The sequence below is a fragment of the Sphingobium sp. S6 genome, from assembly GCF_905120495.1.
In the GTDB taxonomy this organism is placed as follows: domain Bacteria; phylum Pseudomonadota; class Alphaproteobacteria; order Sphingomonadales; family Sphingomonadaceae; genus Sphingobium; species Sphingobium agri.
Window position 1 is genome coordinate 317,490 of the sequence record NZ_CAJHOG010000001.1, and the last position, 14,827, is coordinate 332,316.

A 14,827-nucleotide genomic window follows, 5' to 3' on the forward strand; every position below is an offset into this window, starting at 1 on the left:
GTAACGGCTGCGATGAATGGGGGCTGACGCGCGTTGAAAACATTGAGGCGGCATGTGGTTCCACGCGCTCTTGCCCCGGCGCGTTGGAAGTCCTAGCTGCACGGCCATGGCCGCACCCATATTCTCGTTCGAAAATCTTGGTCTCAGTCAGGGTTCGCACTGGCTTTTCCGTCACCTCGACATCTTTGTCGGGGAGCGGGATCGGCTGGCGCTGATCGGCCGCAACGGCGCAGGCAAGACGACGCTGCTGAAGCTTATCGCCGGGCAGGTCGAGCCTGACGAAGGGACGCGTTCCGTTCGGCCAGGCGCGCGCGTCATCATGCTTGAGCAGGACCCGGACGTCGCGGGCTTTGCCACCCTGCGCGATTTCGCGCTGGCAGGCCAATATGCACCGCCCGCGCATGAGGTGGAGGCGATCGCCAGCCAGCTCGGCATTGACCTCTCACGCGAAGCAGCGACCGCCAGCGGGGGCGAGCGCCGCCGCGCCGCCATCGCCCGCGCGCTCGCCAGCGAGCCTGACCTTTTGCTGCTGGACGAGCCTACCAACCATCTCGACATCGACGCCATCGACTGGCTGGAAGGATGGCTCGGCCGCTATTCGGGCGCCTTCATCGTCATCAGCCACGACCGCGCCTTCCTTACCCGGCTCACGCGGCAGACCTTGTGGCTGGATCGCGGCTCGATCCGGCGTAATGAGATCGGCTTCGGCGGCTTCGAAGAGTGGATGGAAGCCGTCTATGCCGAAGAGGCGCGTGCCGCCGAAAAGCTCGACGCCAAGCTGAAGATCGAGGCGCATTGGCTCGAGCGCGGCGTCACCGCCCGGCGCAAGCGCAATCAGGGCCGCCTCGCCAAGCTCTATGAGATGCGTGAACAACGCGCGGCGATGGTGGGGCCGCAGGGCGTCGCGAAGATCGCGGTCGCTGCCGACGACAGCAAGACCAAGAGCGTCATCACCGCCGAGCATGTGACGAAAAGCTTCGGGGCCGGTGAGCATGGGCGCACCGTCATCAAGGATTTCTCGTTGCGCATCCAGCGTGGCGACCGCATCGGCATCGTCGGCGGCAACGGCGCGGGCAAGACCACGCTCTTGAAGCTGCTGACGGGCGAACTCGCGCCGGACAGCGGCGTGGTCAAGCAGGCAAAGTCGCTCGACATGATCTTCATCGATCAGCAGCGCAGCCTGATGCAGCCCGACAAGCGCGTCCGCGACGTGCTTGCGGAGGGCGGCGACTGGATCGACGTGCGTGGGTCACGCAAGCATGTCCACGGCTATCTCAAGGAATTTCTGTTCGACCCCTCGCTCGCCGAGGCGCGCGTCGGCACCCTGTCGGGCGGCGAGCGGTCGCGTCTGCTCTTTGCGCGGGAATTCGCCCGCGAATCGAACCTGCTGGTGCTGGACGAGCCGACCAACGATCTCGACCTGGAAACGCTCGACCTGCTGCAGGAAGTGATTGCCGACTATGACGGCACGGTCCTGATCGTCAGTCACGACCGCGACTTCCTCGACCGCACGGTGACGGTGACGCTTGGTCTTGATGGATCGGGTCAGGTCGATGTCATCGTCGGCGGCTATGCCGACTGGGTTGCCAAGCGCCAGCCCAGGAACGGGCCCCGCCCGGAAAAGAAGGCGCCTGCCGCTCCCCCGCTGCCGAAGACGGCGTCGACGAAGCTCAGCTACAAGGATCAGCGCGATCTCGATATGCTGCCCCAGGCGATCGAGAAGCTGGAGCAGGATATCGCGCGCGACGAGGAAGCACTCGCCGACCCATCGCTCTACACGCGCGATCCCAAGCGGTTCGCCGCCCTGACGAAAGCGATAGAGCAAGCCCGCGCCGACAAGGACGCAGCGGAGGAACGCTGGCTGGAACTGGCCGAAAAGGCCGAAGGCCTGAGCGGCTGAACAGGAGGGGGTGACCATGGCGGCGGTGGAAGGATCAGCTTCAGGCGCACTTGAGCATGCGCGTGCGCACCATGCCGTCCATTATGTCAACCGCGTCGGCTGGCTGCGCGCAGCGGTTCTGGGCGCCAACGACGGTATCGTCTCGACCGCCAGCCTGCTCGCCGGTGTCGCTGCGTCGGGTGCTGCGCGCGACACGATCCTGCTGTCCGGCATAGCCGCTCTATTCGCGGGCGCGATGTCGATGGCGGCAGGGGAATATGTTTCCGTCAGCGCGCAGTCGGACACGGAGCGGGCCGACCTTGCCAAGGAAAAGCATGCGATCGCTCAGCAGCCAGAGGTGGAATGGCAGGAACTGCGCAACATCTATGTGGAACGTGGCCTGACACCCGAACTGGCGGGAGAAGTCGCACGGCAGCTGATGGATGCCGACGCGCTGGCGGCCCATGCCCGCGACGAACTGGGCATTTCGGAGATCAGCACGGCTCGTCCGGTGCAGGCGGCGCTGACGTCGGCCGCCACCTTTTCGGCAGGAGCACTTGCGCCCCTTCTGGCAGCGGTCGCCAGCCCGTCTTCGCTGGCCTTGCCAGTCATCGTGCTGGCGTCGCTCCTGTGCCTTGCACTCCTGGGCTACGCGGGCGCGCGGCTCGGCGGGGCGAGCACAGGCCGTTCCCTCATGAGGGTGCTATTCTGGGGTGTGCTCGCCATGGTGGTCACGGCGGGTGCGGGCAGGCTTTTCGGCGCGGCCATATAATGGCAAGGTCCGCGCCATCCGGATTCTCAAGGAGACGATAATGACTGCGATCCAGCAAATTCCGCTCAAGACGATCAAGGGCGCCGACGCCAGCCTGGCCGACTATGCGGGGAAGGTTGTCCTGGCTGTCAACGTCGCCTCCAAATGCGGCCTCACCCCGCAATATGAAGGGCTGGAAAAGCTCTACCGCGATTATAAGGACAAGGGGCTCGTGGTCGCCGGATTCCCCGCCAATGATTTTGCGGGCCAGGAACCGGGCAGCAATGACGAGATCGCTGAATTCTGCACGACCAATTTCGGGGTCGAATTCCCGATGTTCGAAAAGATCGTCGTGACAGGCCCGGAAAAGCATCCGCTCTACGCCGCCCTCACCAGTGAGCAGCCCAAGGCTGACGGCGATGGCGATGACTTCCGCGAAAAGCTGCGCGGCTATGGCATGACGCCGACGGAAGAGCCTGAAGTGCTGTGGAACTTCGAAAAATTCCTGATCGCAAAGGATGGCTCCGTCGCCGCCCGCTTTGCCCCCGGCACCACGCCCGACGATCCGGCCCTGGTTTCCGCGATCGAGGCTGAACTCGCGAAATAGGAAGCGAGCATCCGGGCCGGCGCTGTTGACCTTGCCGGCCCGAATGTTTTTATTTGGCTAATTGCTTCATGCTTTCGCCTGCCACCGCTTTCCAGCAAATCGGCCCGGTGCTGGAAACGCTCAGCATCGTCGGCATTTTCGTGTTCGCCGCATCCGGCGCTTTGGCCGCCGCTCGCTTGGGTCAGACGCTCGTCACCTTCGCCTTTTTCGCGCTGGTCACGGGGGTAGGGGGTGGCACCGTGCGCGACCTGCTGATCGGCGCGCCGGTTTTCTGGGTGCATGACCCGGTCCCGGCAATAACCTGCATGGTCGCGGCCCTGCTCATCTGGTTCACGCCGCGCCGCTTTTGGAGCGACCGAGCGCTCGACTGGCTCGACGCGATAGGCCTCGCCGCTTTCGCGGTGTTCGGCGCGGCCAAGGCGATGAGCTACGGCATCCCACCGTTCGTCGCTGCGATGATGGGCGTCGTCACCGGCTGCGTCGGCGGTATATTGCGCGATCTGCTCGCGCATGAGCCCTCCATCCTGTTGCGCCCGGAACTTTATGTGACCGCCGCGGCCTTCGCCTCCGGGCTCTTCGTCATCCTGCGCTGGTGTGGACTGGATGTCCCCGTTGCTGGCCTGATCGCCGCCGTTCTAGGCTTCCTGCTTCGGGCTGTCGCGATTTGGCGAAGCATCGGCCTGCCCACATATCGCGGTGGCCGGTGAGGAGAGAATGACGGCCAGAAGAAGCGCCACGGGCGCGACCCGCAGTCTATCAGCTAAGCCGTCCACCTCACCGCCACAGACTGGCCAGCAATGCCAGCAAGCCACGCTCATCCGCAGCACTCGCCCGCCGTGGCGCGCCATAGCCACGACACTCCAGGCAATCCGCCCGCACGCCGGCCCCGCTGATGAGGCCGCGCACGTCTGCAATCGCCTGCATTGCCCAGCGCCGCTGGATCATCGCCTGTCGGCTCAACATGTCGCGGGGAGCATCTGCATCCTCATCATCCCGCTCCGTCATCGACTGGAGAAACTCCGCAAATTTGTCCGGTTCCTTTTCGATGCGATAGGCTTTCGCCTTGGCGGGATCGATCTTGGCCAGCTTCGCTGCCTCGGCGATCGCGTCCTCCAGCCCGCCGAAGCGATCGACAAGGCCAATCTGCCTCGCCGTGGCGCCATCCCACACGCGGCCTTGAGCGATCGTGTCGATCTGCTCGGGCGATTTGCGCCGCGCCTGTGCCACCAGCCCGACAAAGCGGCCGTAAATATCTTCGATCCCCATCTGCATGATGCGGTCGAACTCAGGCGTCGTACCGCCAGCAAGATCCGGCTGGCCTGAAAGCGGCGTGGTCCGAACCCCGTCGGTCGTGATGCCGAGTTTGGCTAGTGTGCCTTCGAAGCTTGGCAAGATGCCGAACACCCCGATAGACCCCGTGATCGTGCCGGGTTCCGCCAAGATGAGGTTGGCGGGCGTGGATATCCAATAGCCGCCGCTCGCCGCGACATTGCCCATCGATACGACGATCGGCAGACCCTTTCGCTTGGCTTCCATGATGGCTTGGCGGATTTTTTCCGACGCCATCACCGACCCGCCAGGAGAATCGACGCGCACGACCAGCGCCTTCAGGTCCTTTTCCGACAATGCCTTGTAGAGCAGGGCAGAGATGGTGTCGCCGGCAGCGCTGCCGGGGCCCCCATCACCATCCACGATGTCGCCAGCCACGGTGATCACGCCGATCTGCCCGTCATTGGCGGGTCGGTGGGCCTTGGCATAGCTGCTCAGGTCAGTGCTCGCAAAATCCCCGACGCGATCGTCGGACGGCTCCCCTGCGACCTGCGCTACGCGCTTGCCGAACGCGGCCTCGTCGCCCAGCTTGTCCACCAGCCCCGCATTCTGTGCCGCCTTGGCCAGATTGCCCCGCGCCGCCTCCGCCGCACCCGCCGGGTTCGCGACATAGGCCGCCAGCTTCGCGCGCGGGCGGGCCTTGGCGACTTCCTCCTGCCAATCCTGCCACAATGCATCGGCCAGCGCCTGATTGGCCTGGCGCGCTTCGGGTGATTGTTCCGTGCGGATGAAGGGTTCGACGAAGCTCTTGTATGTCCCGACGCGATAGACATGCGTGTTGACGCCCAGCTTGTCGATCAGACCCTTGTAGTAAAGGCCGGATCCGCCGCGCCCCAGGATGGCCACGCCGCCAAGGGGATCGACCCATGTCTCGCTGGCATGCGCGGCAAGCTGGTAGCTGTCGTCGCTATAGATGGTGGCGAAAGCGAAGACCGGCTTGTTGGCGGCCCGCACCGCATCCAGCGCCTTGCCTACGCGGGAAAGCGCGACCTGACCGCCGCCAAGGAACCCGTCGAGGTTCAGGACCACCGCCTTGACCTTGCCGTCGGTCTTTGCCGCCTCCAATGCGGTGACGACATCGGACAGGCGATATTCCTTCGTCTGCGGCCCGGATGATGTCAGCAGCGAAAAGGGGTCGGCTTCTGCCGGTTGCTCGACAATGGTGCCGTCCAGCTTCAGCAGCAGGGCGCCACTGCTCACGCTGCGCGCGGGCTTGGGCGACCAGGACAGGGCAGCATAGAGCAGGCCGAAGAAGCCGAGCAGTAACAGCAGAACCAGCCCGTCCTTGATCGCGACCAATATGCGCCAGACGCCCTTTACAAATGCCAATGCCGCTTCCTTATTGCTTGCTTGCCCGGAGCTATCCCATCGCCCGGCCCACTGCAATGTGGGACGGCCGTCCGGCCGCGCAAGCTTGCGCCCGTCATTTCCGGCGTTATGGGAAGCGCCATCATCGCTCTTAGTGCAGGAGATGCGTTACATGCCCACCCTCGTTCTCATCCGCCATGGCCAATCGGCTTGGAACCTGGAAAACCGCTTCACTGGCTGGTGGGACGTGGACCTGACGAAAAAGGGCGTGGAGGAAGCGCGGGCCGCTGGCCAGCTGATGTCGGCAAAGGGCCTCGACTTCGACCGCTGCTTCACTTCGGTCCAGACCCGAGCGATCAAGACGCTGAATCTTGCGCTTGAGGAAATGGGGCGTCTCTGGCTGCCGGTGGAAAAGGACTGGCACCTCAATGAACGTCATTATGGCGGCCTCACCGGCCTCAACAAAGCGGAGACGGCCGCCAAGCATGGCGACGCGCAGGTGAAGATCTGGCGCCGCAGCTTCGACATTCCGCCGCCGGTGCTGGAGCCGGGCGGCGAGTTCGACCTGTCGAAGGACCGCCGCTATGACGGCATCGCCATCCCGTCGACAGAGTCCCTCAAGGACACCATTGCCCGCGTGCTTCCCTATTGGGAAAGCCGCATCGTGCCGGAGCTCAAGGCTGGCAAGCGCGTCCTCATCTCTGCCCACGGCAATTCGCTCCGCGCGTTGGTGAAGCATCTGTCTGGCATTCCCGACGACGAGATCACGGAGCTGGAAATTCCTACGGGGCAGCCGATCGTCTATGACCTTGCCGACGATCTGACGGCCAAGGACCGCTATTATCTGTCGGAGCGTTAAGCGCGCAAATCTCGCATTGCCCCCTGCCGGTCGCCCGGCTAAGGGGCTTTGCTTTCCGCGCCATCAGGGGAAGTCAGGCGAATGACCGGAGAGAGCGCCGCCAGCGTCGGCATTATCATGGGATCGCGATCCGATTGGGAAACCATGCGCCACGCAGCCGAAACGCTGAGTGCGCTTGGCGTTCCGCATGAATGCAAGGTCGTGTCTGCTCACCGCACGCCGCAGCGCCTCTATGATTATGCCACCGGCGCCGTGGGGCGTGGGCTGAAGGTCATCATCGCGGGGGCAGGGGGCGCGGCTCATCTTCCCGGCATGGCGGCCTCGATGACGCGTCTGCCGGTCCTTGGTGTGCCCGTCGAGTCAAAGGCGTTGAAGGGCATGGATTCCCTTCTGTCCATCGTCCAGATGCCCGGCGGCATTCCGGTCGGTACCCTCGCCATCGGCAAGCCCGGTGCGATCAACGCGGCCCTGCTGGCCGCTTCGATCCTCGCCACGACCAATGAGGAACTGGCCGAGCGGCTGGACATGTGGCGCGAAAAGCAGACGGACGATGTCGCGGAGACGCCTGAATAAGATGACGACCATAGCGCCCGGTTCCACCATCGGCATTCTTGGCGGCGGCCAGCTCGGCCGCATGATCGCGATCGCCGCCGCGCAGCTTGGCTATCGCACGCATATCTACGCGCCGGAAGAAAGCGGTCCCGCCGCAGACGTGTCCCGCTGTTGGACCCGAGGCGCTTACGAAGACGCCGCCGCGCTGTCCGCCTTCGCCGACAGCGTCGATGTCGTCACCTACGAGTTCGAAAATATCGACCCCTCCGCCGTCGAGGTCCTCTCTACCCACGGCCTCGTCCGCCCCGGTGCGCATGCTCTCCGCGTGGCACAGGACCGCCTTGCCGAGAAAAATTTCGTCCGCGATCTTGGCGGCCTCACCGCGCCTTTCGCCTCGGTCGAAAGCTTGGATGATTTGGATCGAGCGATCGCCACGGTCGGCAACCGCTCGATCCTGAAGACCAATCGCATGGGCTATGATGGCAAAGGGCAGGCGCGCCTGAATGGTCCAGCGGATGCTCCTGCGGCATGGGATGCGATCGGCGAGCAAAGCGCCATCCTGGAAGGCTTCGTGAGCTTCGAGGAAGAGTTCTCCGTCATTCTCGTGCGGGGGGCGGATGGCGAAGTCCGCTTCTGGGACTCGCCCGCCAACGTCCATGTCGACGGCATCCTCTCTACCTCCACCGCTCCCGGCGGCCCTCGCATCAAGGCGCAGGTGCAAGCGGCGCGCGCTCTCGCCGCGCAGGTTGCCGAGGCGCTCGACTATGTCGGCGTCCTGACCCTTGAATTTTTCGCCAGCGGCGATGGCCCCGTCTTCAACGAAATGGCCCCCCGCGTCCACAATAGCGGTCACTGGACGATAGAAGGCGCCGTCACCAGCCAGTTCGAAAACCATGTCCGCGCCATCTGCGGCCTGCCCTTGGGCGACACCAGGCTGGCAGCGCGGCGAGTGCAGATGCACAACCTCATCGGCGAGGAAGCTGACGCCTGGCAAGCGATCCTGTCCGATCCCTCCGCTCATCTGCATCTCTATGGCAAGCATGAAGCCCGCCCAGGCCGCAAGATGGGCCATGTTACCCGGCTGACCCTGTGACCAACCGCCAGGAAGTCGTTCTCGTCCTCGCCCGCGCCGATAATGGCGTGATCGGCAAGGATGGGGGGCTGCCCTGGCGGCTTCCTGCCGACCTCAAGCATTTCAAGGCATTGACCCTCGGTCACGCGATGATCATGGGCCGAAAGACGTTCGACAGCCTGCCCGGCCTGCTTCCCGGGCGGCGCCACATTGTCCTCACCCGTGACAAAGGCTGGAGTGGGGAGGGGGCAGAGGTCGCCCATGACGTCACGTCCGCCCTGCGCCTGGCGGGCGGTCCTGCCGCGATGGTGATCGGAGGAGCGGAGATCCACCATCTCTTTCTTCCGCATGCCGACCGCATCGAATTGACCGAAGTGCATATCGACGCACCCGGCGACGCAGCGATCCCTTATCCTCATGCCGCGCAATGGCAGGAAGCCGCCCGCAGCGATCATCCGGGCGAGGGCACATATCCCGCCTACAGCTTCGTCACCTTCCGCCGCCGGGCCGGCTCTTGAAGCCGCATTGCCAGCGCCCGGCCATCTCCCTATAGCCACCGCCATGGAGCGGCTGGAAAGCGGCGTCCCGATCCCTGCCCATCTGCGCGGGAGCATCATGGCGCTGGGCAATTTTGACGGATTTCACCTCGGTCATCAGGCGGTCGTCGGCCGCGCGGTGGAGCGTGCCCGCGCGGAGGTGCGTCCCGTCATCGTCGCGACGTTCGACCCGCATCCCATGCGCCTGTTCCGCCCGGAAAACCCGTGGTTCCGTCTCACCAGCCTTGATCAGCGGCAACGCCTGTTCGCCGCCGCCGGTGCCGACGCGATGCTCGTTTTCGCTTTTACCCGTCAACTGGCCGCCTTGAGCCCGGAGGATTTCGTCGATCTGCTGGTCGACGGCATGGGCGTCGCGGGCGTGGTGACGGGTCAGGACTTTACCTTTGGTCAGGGCCGCACCGGCACGGTCGCCACGCTTGCCGAACTTGGCGCCGCGCGGGGCATGAGCGCCCAAGCCGTCGCGCCGGTAACGGACCAGGGCGGAGAGGTGGTTTCCTCCAGCCGCATCCGCGCCGCGCTGAAAGCCGGTGACTGCGCCACGGCAACGCGCCTGCTGACGCGCCCCTTCGCGGTGCAAGGGCTGGTTCAGCATGGCGACAAGGTTGGCCGCACGATCGGCTTCCCCACTGCCAATGTTGATCTTGGGCACTATCTTCGCCCGGCCTATGGCATTTATGCCGTGCGAGGGCTGCTGCCCGATGGCCGTATTCTCGACGGTGCTGCAAACCTTGGCACCCGGCCCAGTTTCGACCCGCCAAAGGAGTTGCTGGAGCCGCACTTCTTCGATTTTTCCGAAAGCCTTTACGATCAATGCATCGAGGTGCAGTTGATCCAATTCCTTCGGCCAGAGGCGAAATATGAAGGGCTCGATGCCCTCACGGCCCAGATTGCGAAGGACTGCGACGCCGCACGGCAAATCCTTGCGGGAACGCCGCGCCTCGCCTAATGCACGGGGCACATTTTCTCACCCGTTCGGGCTGAGCCTGTCGAAGCCCTTTCCCTTTTCTTAATGGGGCGCAGTCTTGGGCCGAATGGCAAGGCAAGCAGATACCAGATCAGATGACCGACCAGCCCGACTATAAAAGCACCGTTTTCCTCCCCGTAACCGACTTTCCCATGAAGGCCGGTCTGGCGCAGAAGGAACCGGCAATCCTCGCCCGCTGGGAGGAAATGGACCTATACGGCAAGCTGCGCGAGCGGCGGAAGGGCCGCGAACGCTTCATCCTCCACGACGGCCCGCCCTACGCCAATGGCGACATCCATATGGGCCATGCGATGAACAAGGTGCTGAAGGACATCATCGTCCGCAGCCAGTCGCTCCTCGGCAAGGATGCGCCCTATGTTCCCGGTTGGGACTGCCACGGCCTTCCGATCGAATGGAAGATCGAGGAGGAATATCGCAAGAAGAAGCAGAACAAGGACGAGGTTCCCGCACAGGAATTCCGCGCCCAGTGCCGCGCCTATGCGGACAAATGGGTCGGCGTGCAGAAGGAGCAGTTCAAGCGGCTTGGCGTGATGGGCGATTGGGATGATCCCTATCTCACCATGAAGTTCGATGCTGAAGCTACCATCGTGTCTGAACTGCTGAAGTTCGCGGAGAGCGGCCAGCTCTATCGCGGCGCCAAGCCGGTCATGTGGTCCCCCGTCGAAAAGACCGCGCTGGCCGAGGCGGAGGTCGAATATGAGGACATCGTCTCGACCCAGATCGACGTGGCGTTCGAGATTGTCGAAGCGCCGAACGCGCCCGAACTGGTGGGCGCGCATGCGGTGATCTGGACAACGACGCCTTGGACGATCCCGGTCAATCAGGCTTTGGCTTATGGGCCGGAGATTGAGTATTCGATTGTTGAAGTGAGCCTCGGCGTGTCCGATGCTGGTGACGGCAACCTCTCGCTCGAACAGCAGCGTAACCCGCTGATGCAAACTCTGAACTTCAAACGTCTGCTAGTGGCGAATGAACTCCTCGATCTGCTTCGCGCGCGAATGAACAACGATTTGCGAGATAAGAGCACGCAGCCTGAAGTTTCGCTCAATGCGCACTTGAAGGTGCTTGGTCAGGTCAAAGGCTCCCAACTTGCGGGTGCTACCGCCCGCCACCCGATGCACGCCGTTGGCGCCTTCTTCGCCAAGCCGCGACCCTTCCTCGCGGGCGATTTCGTCACCACCGACGCGGGCACCGGCCTCGTCCACATGGCGCCCGACCATGGTGAGGATGACTTCGCGCTCTGCAAGGCGAACGGGATCAACCCGGTCTTCGCCGTCGAGAATGACGGCAAATATCGGGAGGATTGGGCTTGGCTCGGTGGTCAGGGCTCCGTCATCAATCCCAAGTTCGTCAGCAAGGACGGCCCGATCTGCACTGACCTGCGCGAAGCAGGCGGTCTGCTCGCCGCGTCCGACGACTTCAAGCACAGCTATCCCCACAGCTGGCGCTCCAAGGCGAAGATCATCTTCCGCTGCACCCCGCAATGGTTCATCCCTATGGACCGGGCGATCAACGACGGCATCATGCCCCGCTGCGCCGAGGAAGAGGCGATCCTTGCGCGCCAGGGCAACGGTGCAACTCTGCGCGGTACGGCCCTCGATGCGATCGAGAACACCCGGTGGGTGCCCGAACGCTCGATCAATCGCATCCGCTCGATGGTGGAGGGGCGCCCCGACTGGGTGATCAGTCGTCAGCGCGCGTGGGGCGTCCCTATCGCACTCTATGTTCATCGCAAGACTGGCGAATATCTGATTGATAAGGCCGTAAATCAGCGCATCGTCGAAGCCTTCAAAGCTGGCGGAGCCGATGCCTGGTTCGGCGCGGACCATCAGGCGCTGCTCGGCCCCGATTACGACCTCAACGACTATGAGGTAGTCAACGATATCCTCGATGTCTGGTTTGATAGTGGTTCGACCCACAGCTTTGTGGTCGAAGGCCGCTATGGCGAAGGCGTTCGCGCGGATCTTTATCTCGAAGGCTCCGACCAGCATCGTGGCTGGTTCCAATCCTCGCTCCTGGAAAGCAGCGGCACCCGTGGCCGCGCGCCCTATGACGCCGTTCTGACCCACGGCTTCGCGCTCGACGGGCAGGGGCGGAAAATGTCCAAGAGCCTCGGCAATGTCGTTGACCCGCTGAAGGTCATTGCCGAATCCGGCTCAGACATCCTCCGCGTCTGGGTTGCCAGCACCGACTATTTCGACGATGTCCGTATCGGCAAGGAAGTGCTGGCTGGCTCTTCCGACGCCTATCGGAAACTTCGCAATACTTTCCGGTATCTACTAGGTGCTCTTTCCGATTTTTCCGAAGAAGAGCGCCTTCCGGTCGCGGAAATGCCGGAGCTGGAGCGATACATGCTCCATCTGCTCGCTGAGCTGGATGCCGAACTCAAGGCGGTCGTCGAGAAGGCAGCTGGCAGCGAAAACTGGTTGGAGTTCAGCCGCTATACCCGCGCGCTGTTCGACTTCGCCAACAGCGACCTGTCGGCCTTCTTCTTCGACATTCGCAAGGACTGCCTCTACTGTGATGCGAAGAGCGATCCCAAGCGCCGCGCCTACCGCACGGTGCTCGACACGCTCTTCCACGCCCTCGTCCGCTACGCCGCCCCGATCATCCCCTTCACGGCTGAAGAAGTGTGGCAAAGCCGCTATGCAAGCCCCGGAGAAAGCGTCCATTTCCTCGAATGGCCCGAGGTTGAGGCTGCATGGCTAAATCAGCGCTTGGATGATAAATGGACCGAAATCCGCAGCCAGCGCGATCAGGTCAACGAAGCCATCGAACCGCTCCGCCGCGAAAAGGTCATCCGTTCCAGCCTGGAAGCCGATGTAACCATGGGCATGGCGGTTCCCAGCGACGGTGTGAACTTCGCCGAAATCGCCATCGTCGCCCGCATCGAAACGGGGGTCGGCGACGGCATCATCGTCAAGCCGAGCGAGTGGCATAAATGTGGCCGTTGCTGGCGCCTCCTGCCGGAAGTCGAGGAAGACGGCACCCTTTGCAATCGTTGCGACGAAGTGCTCGCGGAGTAAAAACTTCCTGTCCTACCAGCTCAGGCTTCGGCTATAGCCGACGGCCTGTCGCTTGGTAGCAACGAACCGGAATAATGATGGCGCTCTTCAGGACTATGCTCGTGTCACCCTCATCCCGCAAAACGCATGTGGTGCGCCGCTGATGGCAGCTGTCAGTCATCGCCCGCTCGGTCTCACCGTCGCGATCGTGACGCTGGCACTCGACCAGCTCATCAAATATACCGTCACCTACCCGCTCGCGCTCAAAAGTCGGATGGATGAGGGCATCGAGCTGTTGCCGATCTTCCGTCTTCGCTGGCTGGAAAATCGTGGCGTTTCCATGGGCTTTCTTCATGCCAGTACGGACATGATGCGTTGGCTGCTTGTCGGCATGACCATATTGATCGCCACTTTTGTCGGTGTCTGGATGTGGCGCGAAAAGGCGCGGCAGGATGTTGCGGCGCTGGGGCTGGTGCTTGGCGGTGCGATCGGAAACATCGTCGACCGTGTTCGGCTCGGCTATGTCATCGACTATGCTGATCTGCATTTTGGGGAATGGCGGCCCTTCCTGATATTCAACCTGGCCGACGCCGCCATAACGATCGGCGTGCTGATCCTGCTTGCGCGGGCGTTGCTGCTGCGCGAGAAGGGCGCAAAGACGGAGTCACTGAACTGATGCGTAAACTGATCCTCGCCGCTGGCCTCATTTCCATGCTGTCCGCTTGTGGCGGTGGCGGCGGCCTGTTCAATCGGGAGCGTCCTGACGAATTCGCCGTCTCCCGCCAGGCGCCCCTTGTGATCCCGCCTGACTATGCGCTCGTTCCTCCTGCACCGGGCACCCCGGCAGCCGCTTCGGTCGATTCAAGTCGTGCTGCGATGGAAACCATGTTTGGTGGCCCCGCCCAGCGCAGCGCGGCGGAAAGCGCGGCCTTGACCGAAGCCGGGCGCGCCAATGCGGCGGCCGGTATTCGGTCGTCCGTGGGTGATCCGGCGACGGAAGTCGTCGACAAGGGCGCCGCGACCCGCGAAATTATCGCCGCGCCGGAGGGCGATGGGCAAGACGCCCGCGCCGCGATCCCCCAGCAGTAAAAACCATGGGTTTAGGGCTGGCTCTCGACAAACATCTTGAGCCTGCCCAACGCGTCATCCCACTGAGCGGAGACTTGCGTGAGCCAATGACGCGCTTGCGCGACGGTCTCTGGCTCCAGGACAAATAAGACCTCGCGACCTCGCCGCGTTCTCCTGACCAGGCCCACGCCCTGCAGAACCTCTAAATGCTTCGCCACGGCTTGGCGGCTGATGGGCAAATCCTCGCCCAGTTGCGCGATAGATTGCTCCGTACCATTGGACAGGCGCTTGATCAGTCCGAATCGCGTGGCATCGCCTAATGCGGCGAACAGTCGCGCGGGCGATTCCTCAATGTTCAACATAGCGGCGAATATTCTGAACCTGTTCCGTCCAACCCCCGTCATTCGATCGCATGACGTTGCTCCGACGCGGTTCAGGCACCTTGTCAAATCCGCTTTCGATGACTGTCAGCAAGGTGCCTTCACCCGCAGGCTCAAGCAAAAACTCGACCAACGTCCATTCCGCTACCCGCGTGCCGTTTTCCATCAGCTGCTTGTCACCGCCAGTCGCCGGCCACTCAAAAGAAAAGCGCCGCATTGGCTCGATCGCAATTACCCGCGCTTCCCAACGATAGTCTTCATAGCCAGGATAGGTCATATGACCGGTCGATGCCCCACCCACCGCAAAAGGCTGATCCAGAGCGACGCAAAACCACGCGCCGAACTTTTCATGGTCGATCAACGCATCCCACACCCGCTCGACAGGTGCAGCAATTTCGACAATCTTCGTGATTGAGTCAGGCATATGAGCAACCTCCTGGTTGCTCATATGCGCCCCATTCTGCTTTTATGCAAC

General features: G+C 63.0%; 15 protein-coding genes. 12 read left to right on the forward strand and 3 right to left on the reverse strand.

Annotation, left to right across the window (positions count from 1 at the left end):
• Positions 1–106: 106 nt before the first annotated feature.
• The 4 genes from SPHS8_RS01600 (at position 107) to SPHS8_RS01615 (ending at position 3,944) form a co-directional block, all read left to right on the forward strand.
• The gene (locus SPHS8_RS01600; RefSeq protein ID WP_201513586.1) at positions 107–1,900 is read left to right on the forward strand and encodes an ABC-F family ATP-binding cassette domain-containing protein; all 1,794 of its coding nucleotides are present in this window, start codon (positions 107–109) and stop codon (positions 1,898–1,900) included.
• Positions 1,901–1,916: 16 nt separating this feature from the next.
• Complete coding sequence (locus SPHS8_RS01605) at positions 1,917–2,651, forward strand: VIT1/CCC1 transporter family protein (protein ID WP_201513587.1); 735 nt, start codon at positions 1,917–1,919, stop codon at positions 2,649–2,651.
• A gap of 40 nt (positions 2,652–2,691) precedes the next feature.
• Positions 2,692–3,237 (forward strand): glutathione peroxidase, encoded by a 546-nt coding sequence (locus SPHS8_RS01610; RefSeq protein WP_097092742.1) that lies wholly within the window; start codon positions 2,692–2,694, stop codon positions 3,235–3,237.
• A gap of 68 nt (positions 3,238–3,305) precedes the next feature.
• Complete coding sequence (locus SPHS8_RS01615) at positions 3,306–3,944, forward strand: trimeric intracellular cation channel family protein (protein ID WP_201513588.1); 639 nt, start codon at positions 3,306–3,308, stop codon at positions 3,942–3,944.
• A gap of 67 nt (positions 3,945–4,011) precedes the next feature.
• Here the strand turns inward: SPHS8_RS01615 and sppA are convergent, their stop codons facing one another.
• On the reverse strand, positions 4,012–5,895 hold the full coding sequence (gene sppA / locus SPHS8_RS01620) for a signal peptide peptidase SppA (protein ID WP_201513589.1): 1,884 nt from the start codon (positions 5,893–5,895) through the stop codon (positions 4,012–4,014).
• A 151-nt stretch (positions 5,896–6,046) separates the two neighbouring features.
• Here sppA and gpmA point away from each other — a divergent pair, with 151 nt between their 5' ends.
• From gpmA to SPHS8_RS01660, 8 genes are all read left to right on the forward strand, one after another.
• Positions 6,047–6,733, forward strand: a complete 687-nt coding sequence (gpmA, locus tag SPHS8_RS01625; protein ID WP_201513590.1) for a 2,3-diphosphoglycerate-dependent phosphoglycerate mutase — start codon at positions 6,047–6,049, stop codon at positions 6,731–6,733.
• 81 nt (positions 6,734–6,814) lie between these two features.
• Positions 6,815–7,306 carry a 5-(carboxyamino)imidazole ribonucleotide mutase gene (gene purE, locus SPHS8_RS01630; protein ID WP_201513591.1) on the forward strand — a complete coding sequence of 164 codons (492 nt, stop codon included), beginning with the start codon at positions 6,815–6,817 and terminating at the stop codon, positions 7,304–7,306.
• A 1-nt stretch (position 7,307) separates the two neighbouring features.
• Positions 7,308–8,378, forward strand: coding sequence for a 5-(carboxyamino)imidazole ribonucleotide synthase (locus SPHS8_RS01635; protein WP_201513592.1), 1,071 nt, complete (start codon positions 7,308–7,310; stop codon positions 8,376–8,378).
• Positions 8,375–8,875, forward strand: a complete 501-nt coding sequence (locus SPHS8_RS01640) for a dihydrofolate reductase (protein ID WP_201513593.1) — start codon at positions 8,375–8,377, stop codon at positions 8,873–8,875. The genes SPHS8_RS01635 and SPHS8_RS01640 overlap by 4 nt, the downstream gene beginning before the upstream one ends.
• Before the next feature lie 43 nt (positions 8,876–8,918).
• Positions 8,919–9,860: a bifunctional riboflavin kinase/FAD synthetase gene (locus tag SPHS8_RS01645; RefSeq protein WP_201513594.1), complete on the forward strand. Its 942-nt coding sequence runs from the start codon at positions 8,919–8,921 to the stop codon at positions 9,858–9,860.
• Positions 9,861–9,973: 113 nt separating this feature from the next.
• Positions 9,974–12,925, forward strand: a complete 2,952-nt coding sequence (gene ileS / locus SPHS8_RS01650; protein ID WP_201513595.1) for an isoleucine--tRNA ligase — start codon at positions 9,974–9,976, stop codon at positions 12,923–12,925.
• Positions 12,926–13,067: 142 nt separating this feature from the next.
• Entirely contained in the window at positions 13,068–13,580 is a 513-nt protein-coding gene (gene lspA, locus SPHS8_RS01655) for a signal peptidase II (RefSeq protein WP_201513596.1), read from the forward strand.
• A complete protein-coding gene (locus tag SPHS8_RS01660; protein ID WP_201513597.1) occupies positions 13,580–13,993 on the forward strand; it encodes a DUF3035 domain-containing protein in 414 nt (137 codons plus the stop codon). Before lspA ends, SPHS8_RS01660 begins: the two co-directional genes overlap by 1 nt.
• Before the next feature lie 11 nt (positions 13,994–14,004).
• Here the strand turns inward: SPHS8_RS01660 and SPHS8_RS01665 are convergent, their stop codons facing one another.
• The gene (locus tag SPHS8_RS01665) at positions 14,005–14,334 is read right to left on the reverse strand and encodes an ArsR/SmtB family transcription factor (RefSeq protein ID WP_201513598.1); all 330 of its coding nucleotides are present in this window, start codon (positions 14,332–14,334) and stop codon (positions 14,005–14,007) included.
• On the reverse strand, positions 14,321–14,776 hold the full coding sequence (locus SPHS8_RS01670) for an SRPBCC family protein (RefSeq protein ID WP_201513599.1): 456 nt from the start codon (positions 14,774–14,776) through the stop codon (positions 14,321–14,323). The genes SPHS8_RS01665 and SPHS8_RS01670 overlap by 14 nt, the downstream gene beginning before the upstream one ends.
• Positions 14,777–14,827: the final 51 nt, after the last annotated feature.

Bases quoted from the DNA above. Each gene is read 5' to 3' on its own strand.
- SPHS8_RS01600 (WP_201513586.1), top strand. From the start codon at position 107: ATGGCCGCACCCATATTCTCGTTCGAAAATCTTGGTCTCAGTCAGGGT.
- SPHS8_RS01605 (WP_201513587.1), top strand. From the start codon at position 1,917: ATGGCGGCGGTGGAAGGATCAGCTTCAGGCGCACTTGAGCATGCGCGT.
- SPHS8_RS01610 (WP_097092742.1), top strand. From the start codon at position 2,692: ATGACTGCGATCCAGCAAATTCCGCTCAAGACGATCAAGGGCGCCGAC.
- SPHS8_RS01615 (WP_201513588.1), top strand. From the start codon at position 3,306: ATGCTTTCGCCTGCCACCGCTTTCCAGCAAATCGGCCCGGTGCTGGAA.
- gpmA (WP_201513590.1), top strand. From the start codon at position 6,047: ATGCCCACCCTCGTTCTCATCCGCCATGGCCAATCGGCTTGGAACCTG.
- purE (WP_201513591.1), top strand. From the start codon at position 6,815: ATGACCGGAGAGAGCGCCGCCAGCGTCGGCATTATCATGGGATCGCGA.
- SPHS8_RS01635 (WP_201513592.1), top strand. From the start codon at position 7,308: ATGACGACCATAGCGCCCGGTTCCACCATCGGCATTCTTGGCGGCGGC.
- SPHS8_RS01645 (WP_201513594.1), top strand. From the start codon at position 8,919: ATGGAGCGGCTGGAAAGCGGCGTCCCGATCCCTGCCCATCTGCGCGGG.
- ileS (WP_201513595.1), top strand. From the start codon at position 9,974: ATGACCGACCAGCCCGACTATAAAAGCACCGTTTTCCTCCCCGTAACC.
- lspA (WP_201513596.1), top strand. From the start codon at position 13,068: ATGGCAGCTGTCAGTCATCGCCCGCTCGGTCTCACCGTCGCGATCGTG.
- SPHS8_RS01660 (WP_201513597.1), top strand. From the start codon at position 13,580: ATGCGTAAACTGATCCTCGCCGCTGGCCTCATTTCCATGCTGTCCGCT.
- SPHS8_RS01665 (WP_201513598.1), bottom strand. From the start codon at position 14,334: ATGTTGAACATTGAGGAATCGCCCGCGCGACTGTTCGCCGCATTAGGC.
- SPHS8_RS01670 (WP_201513599.1), bottom strand. From the start codon at position 14,776: ATGCCTGACTCAATCACGAAGATTGTCGAAATTGCTGCACCTGTCGAG.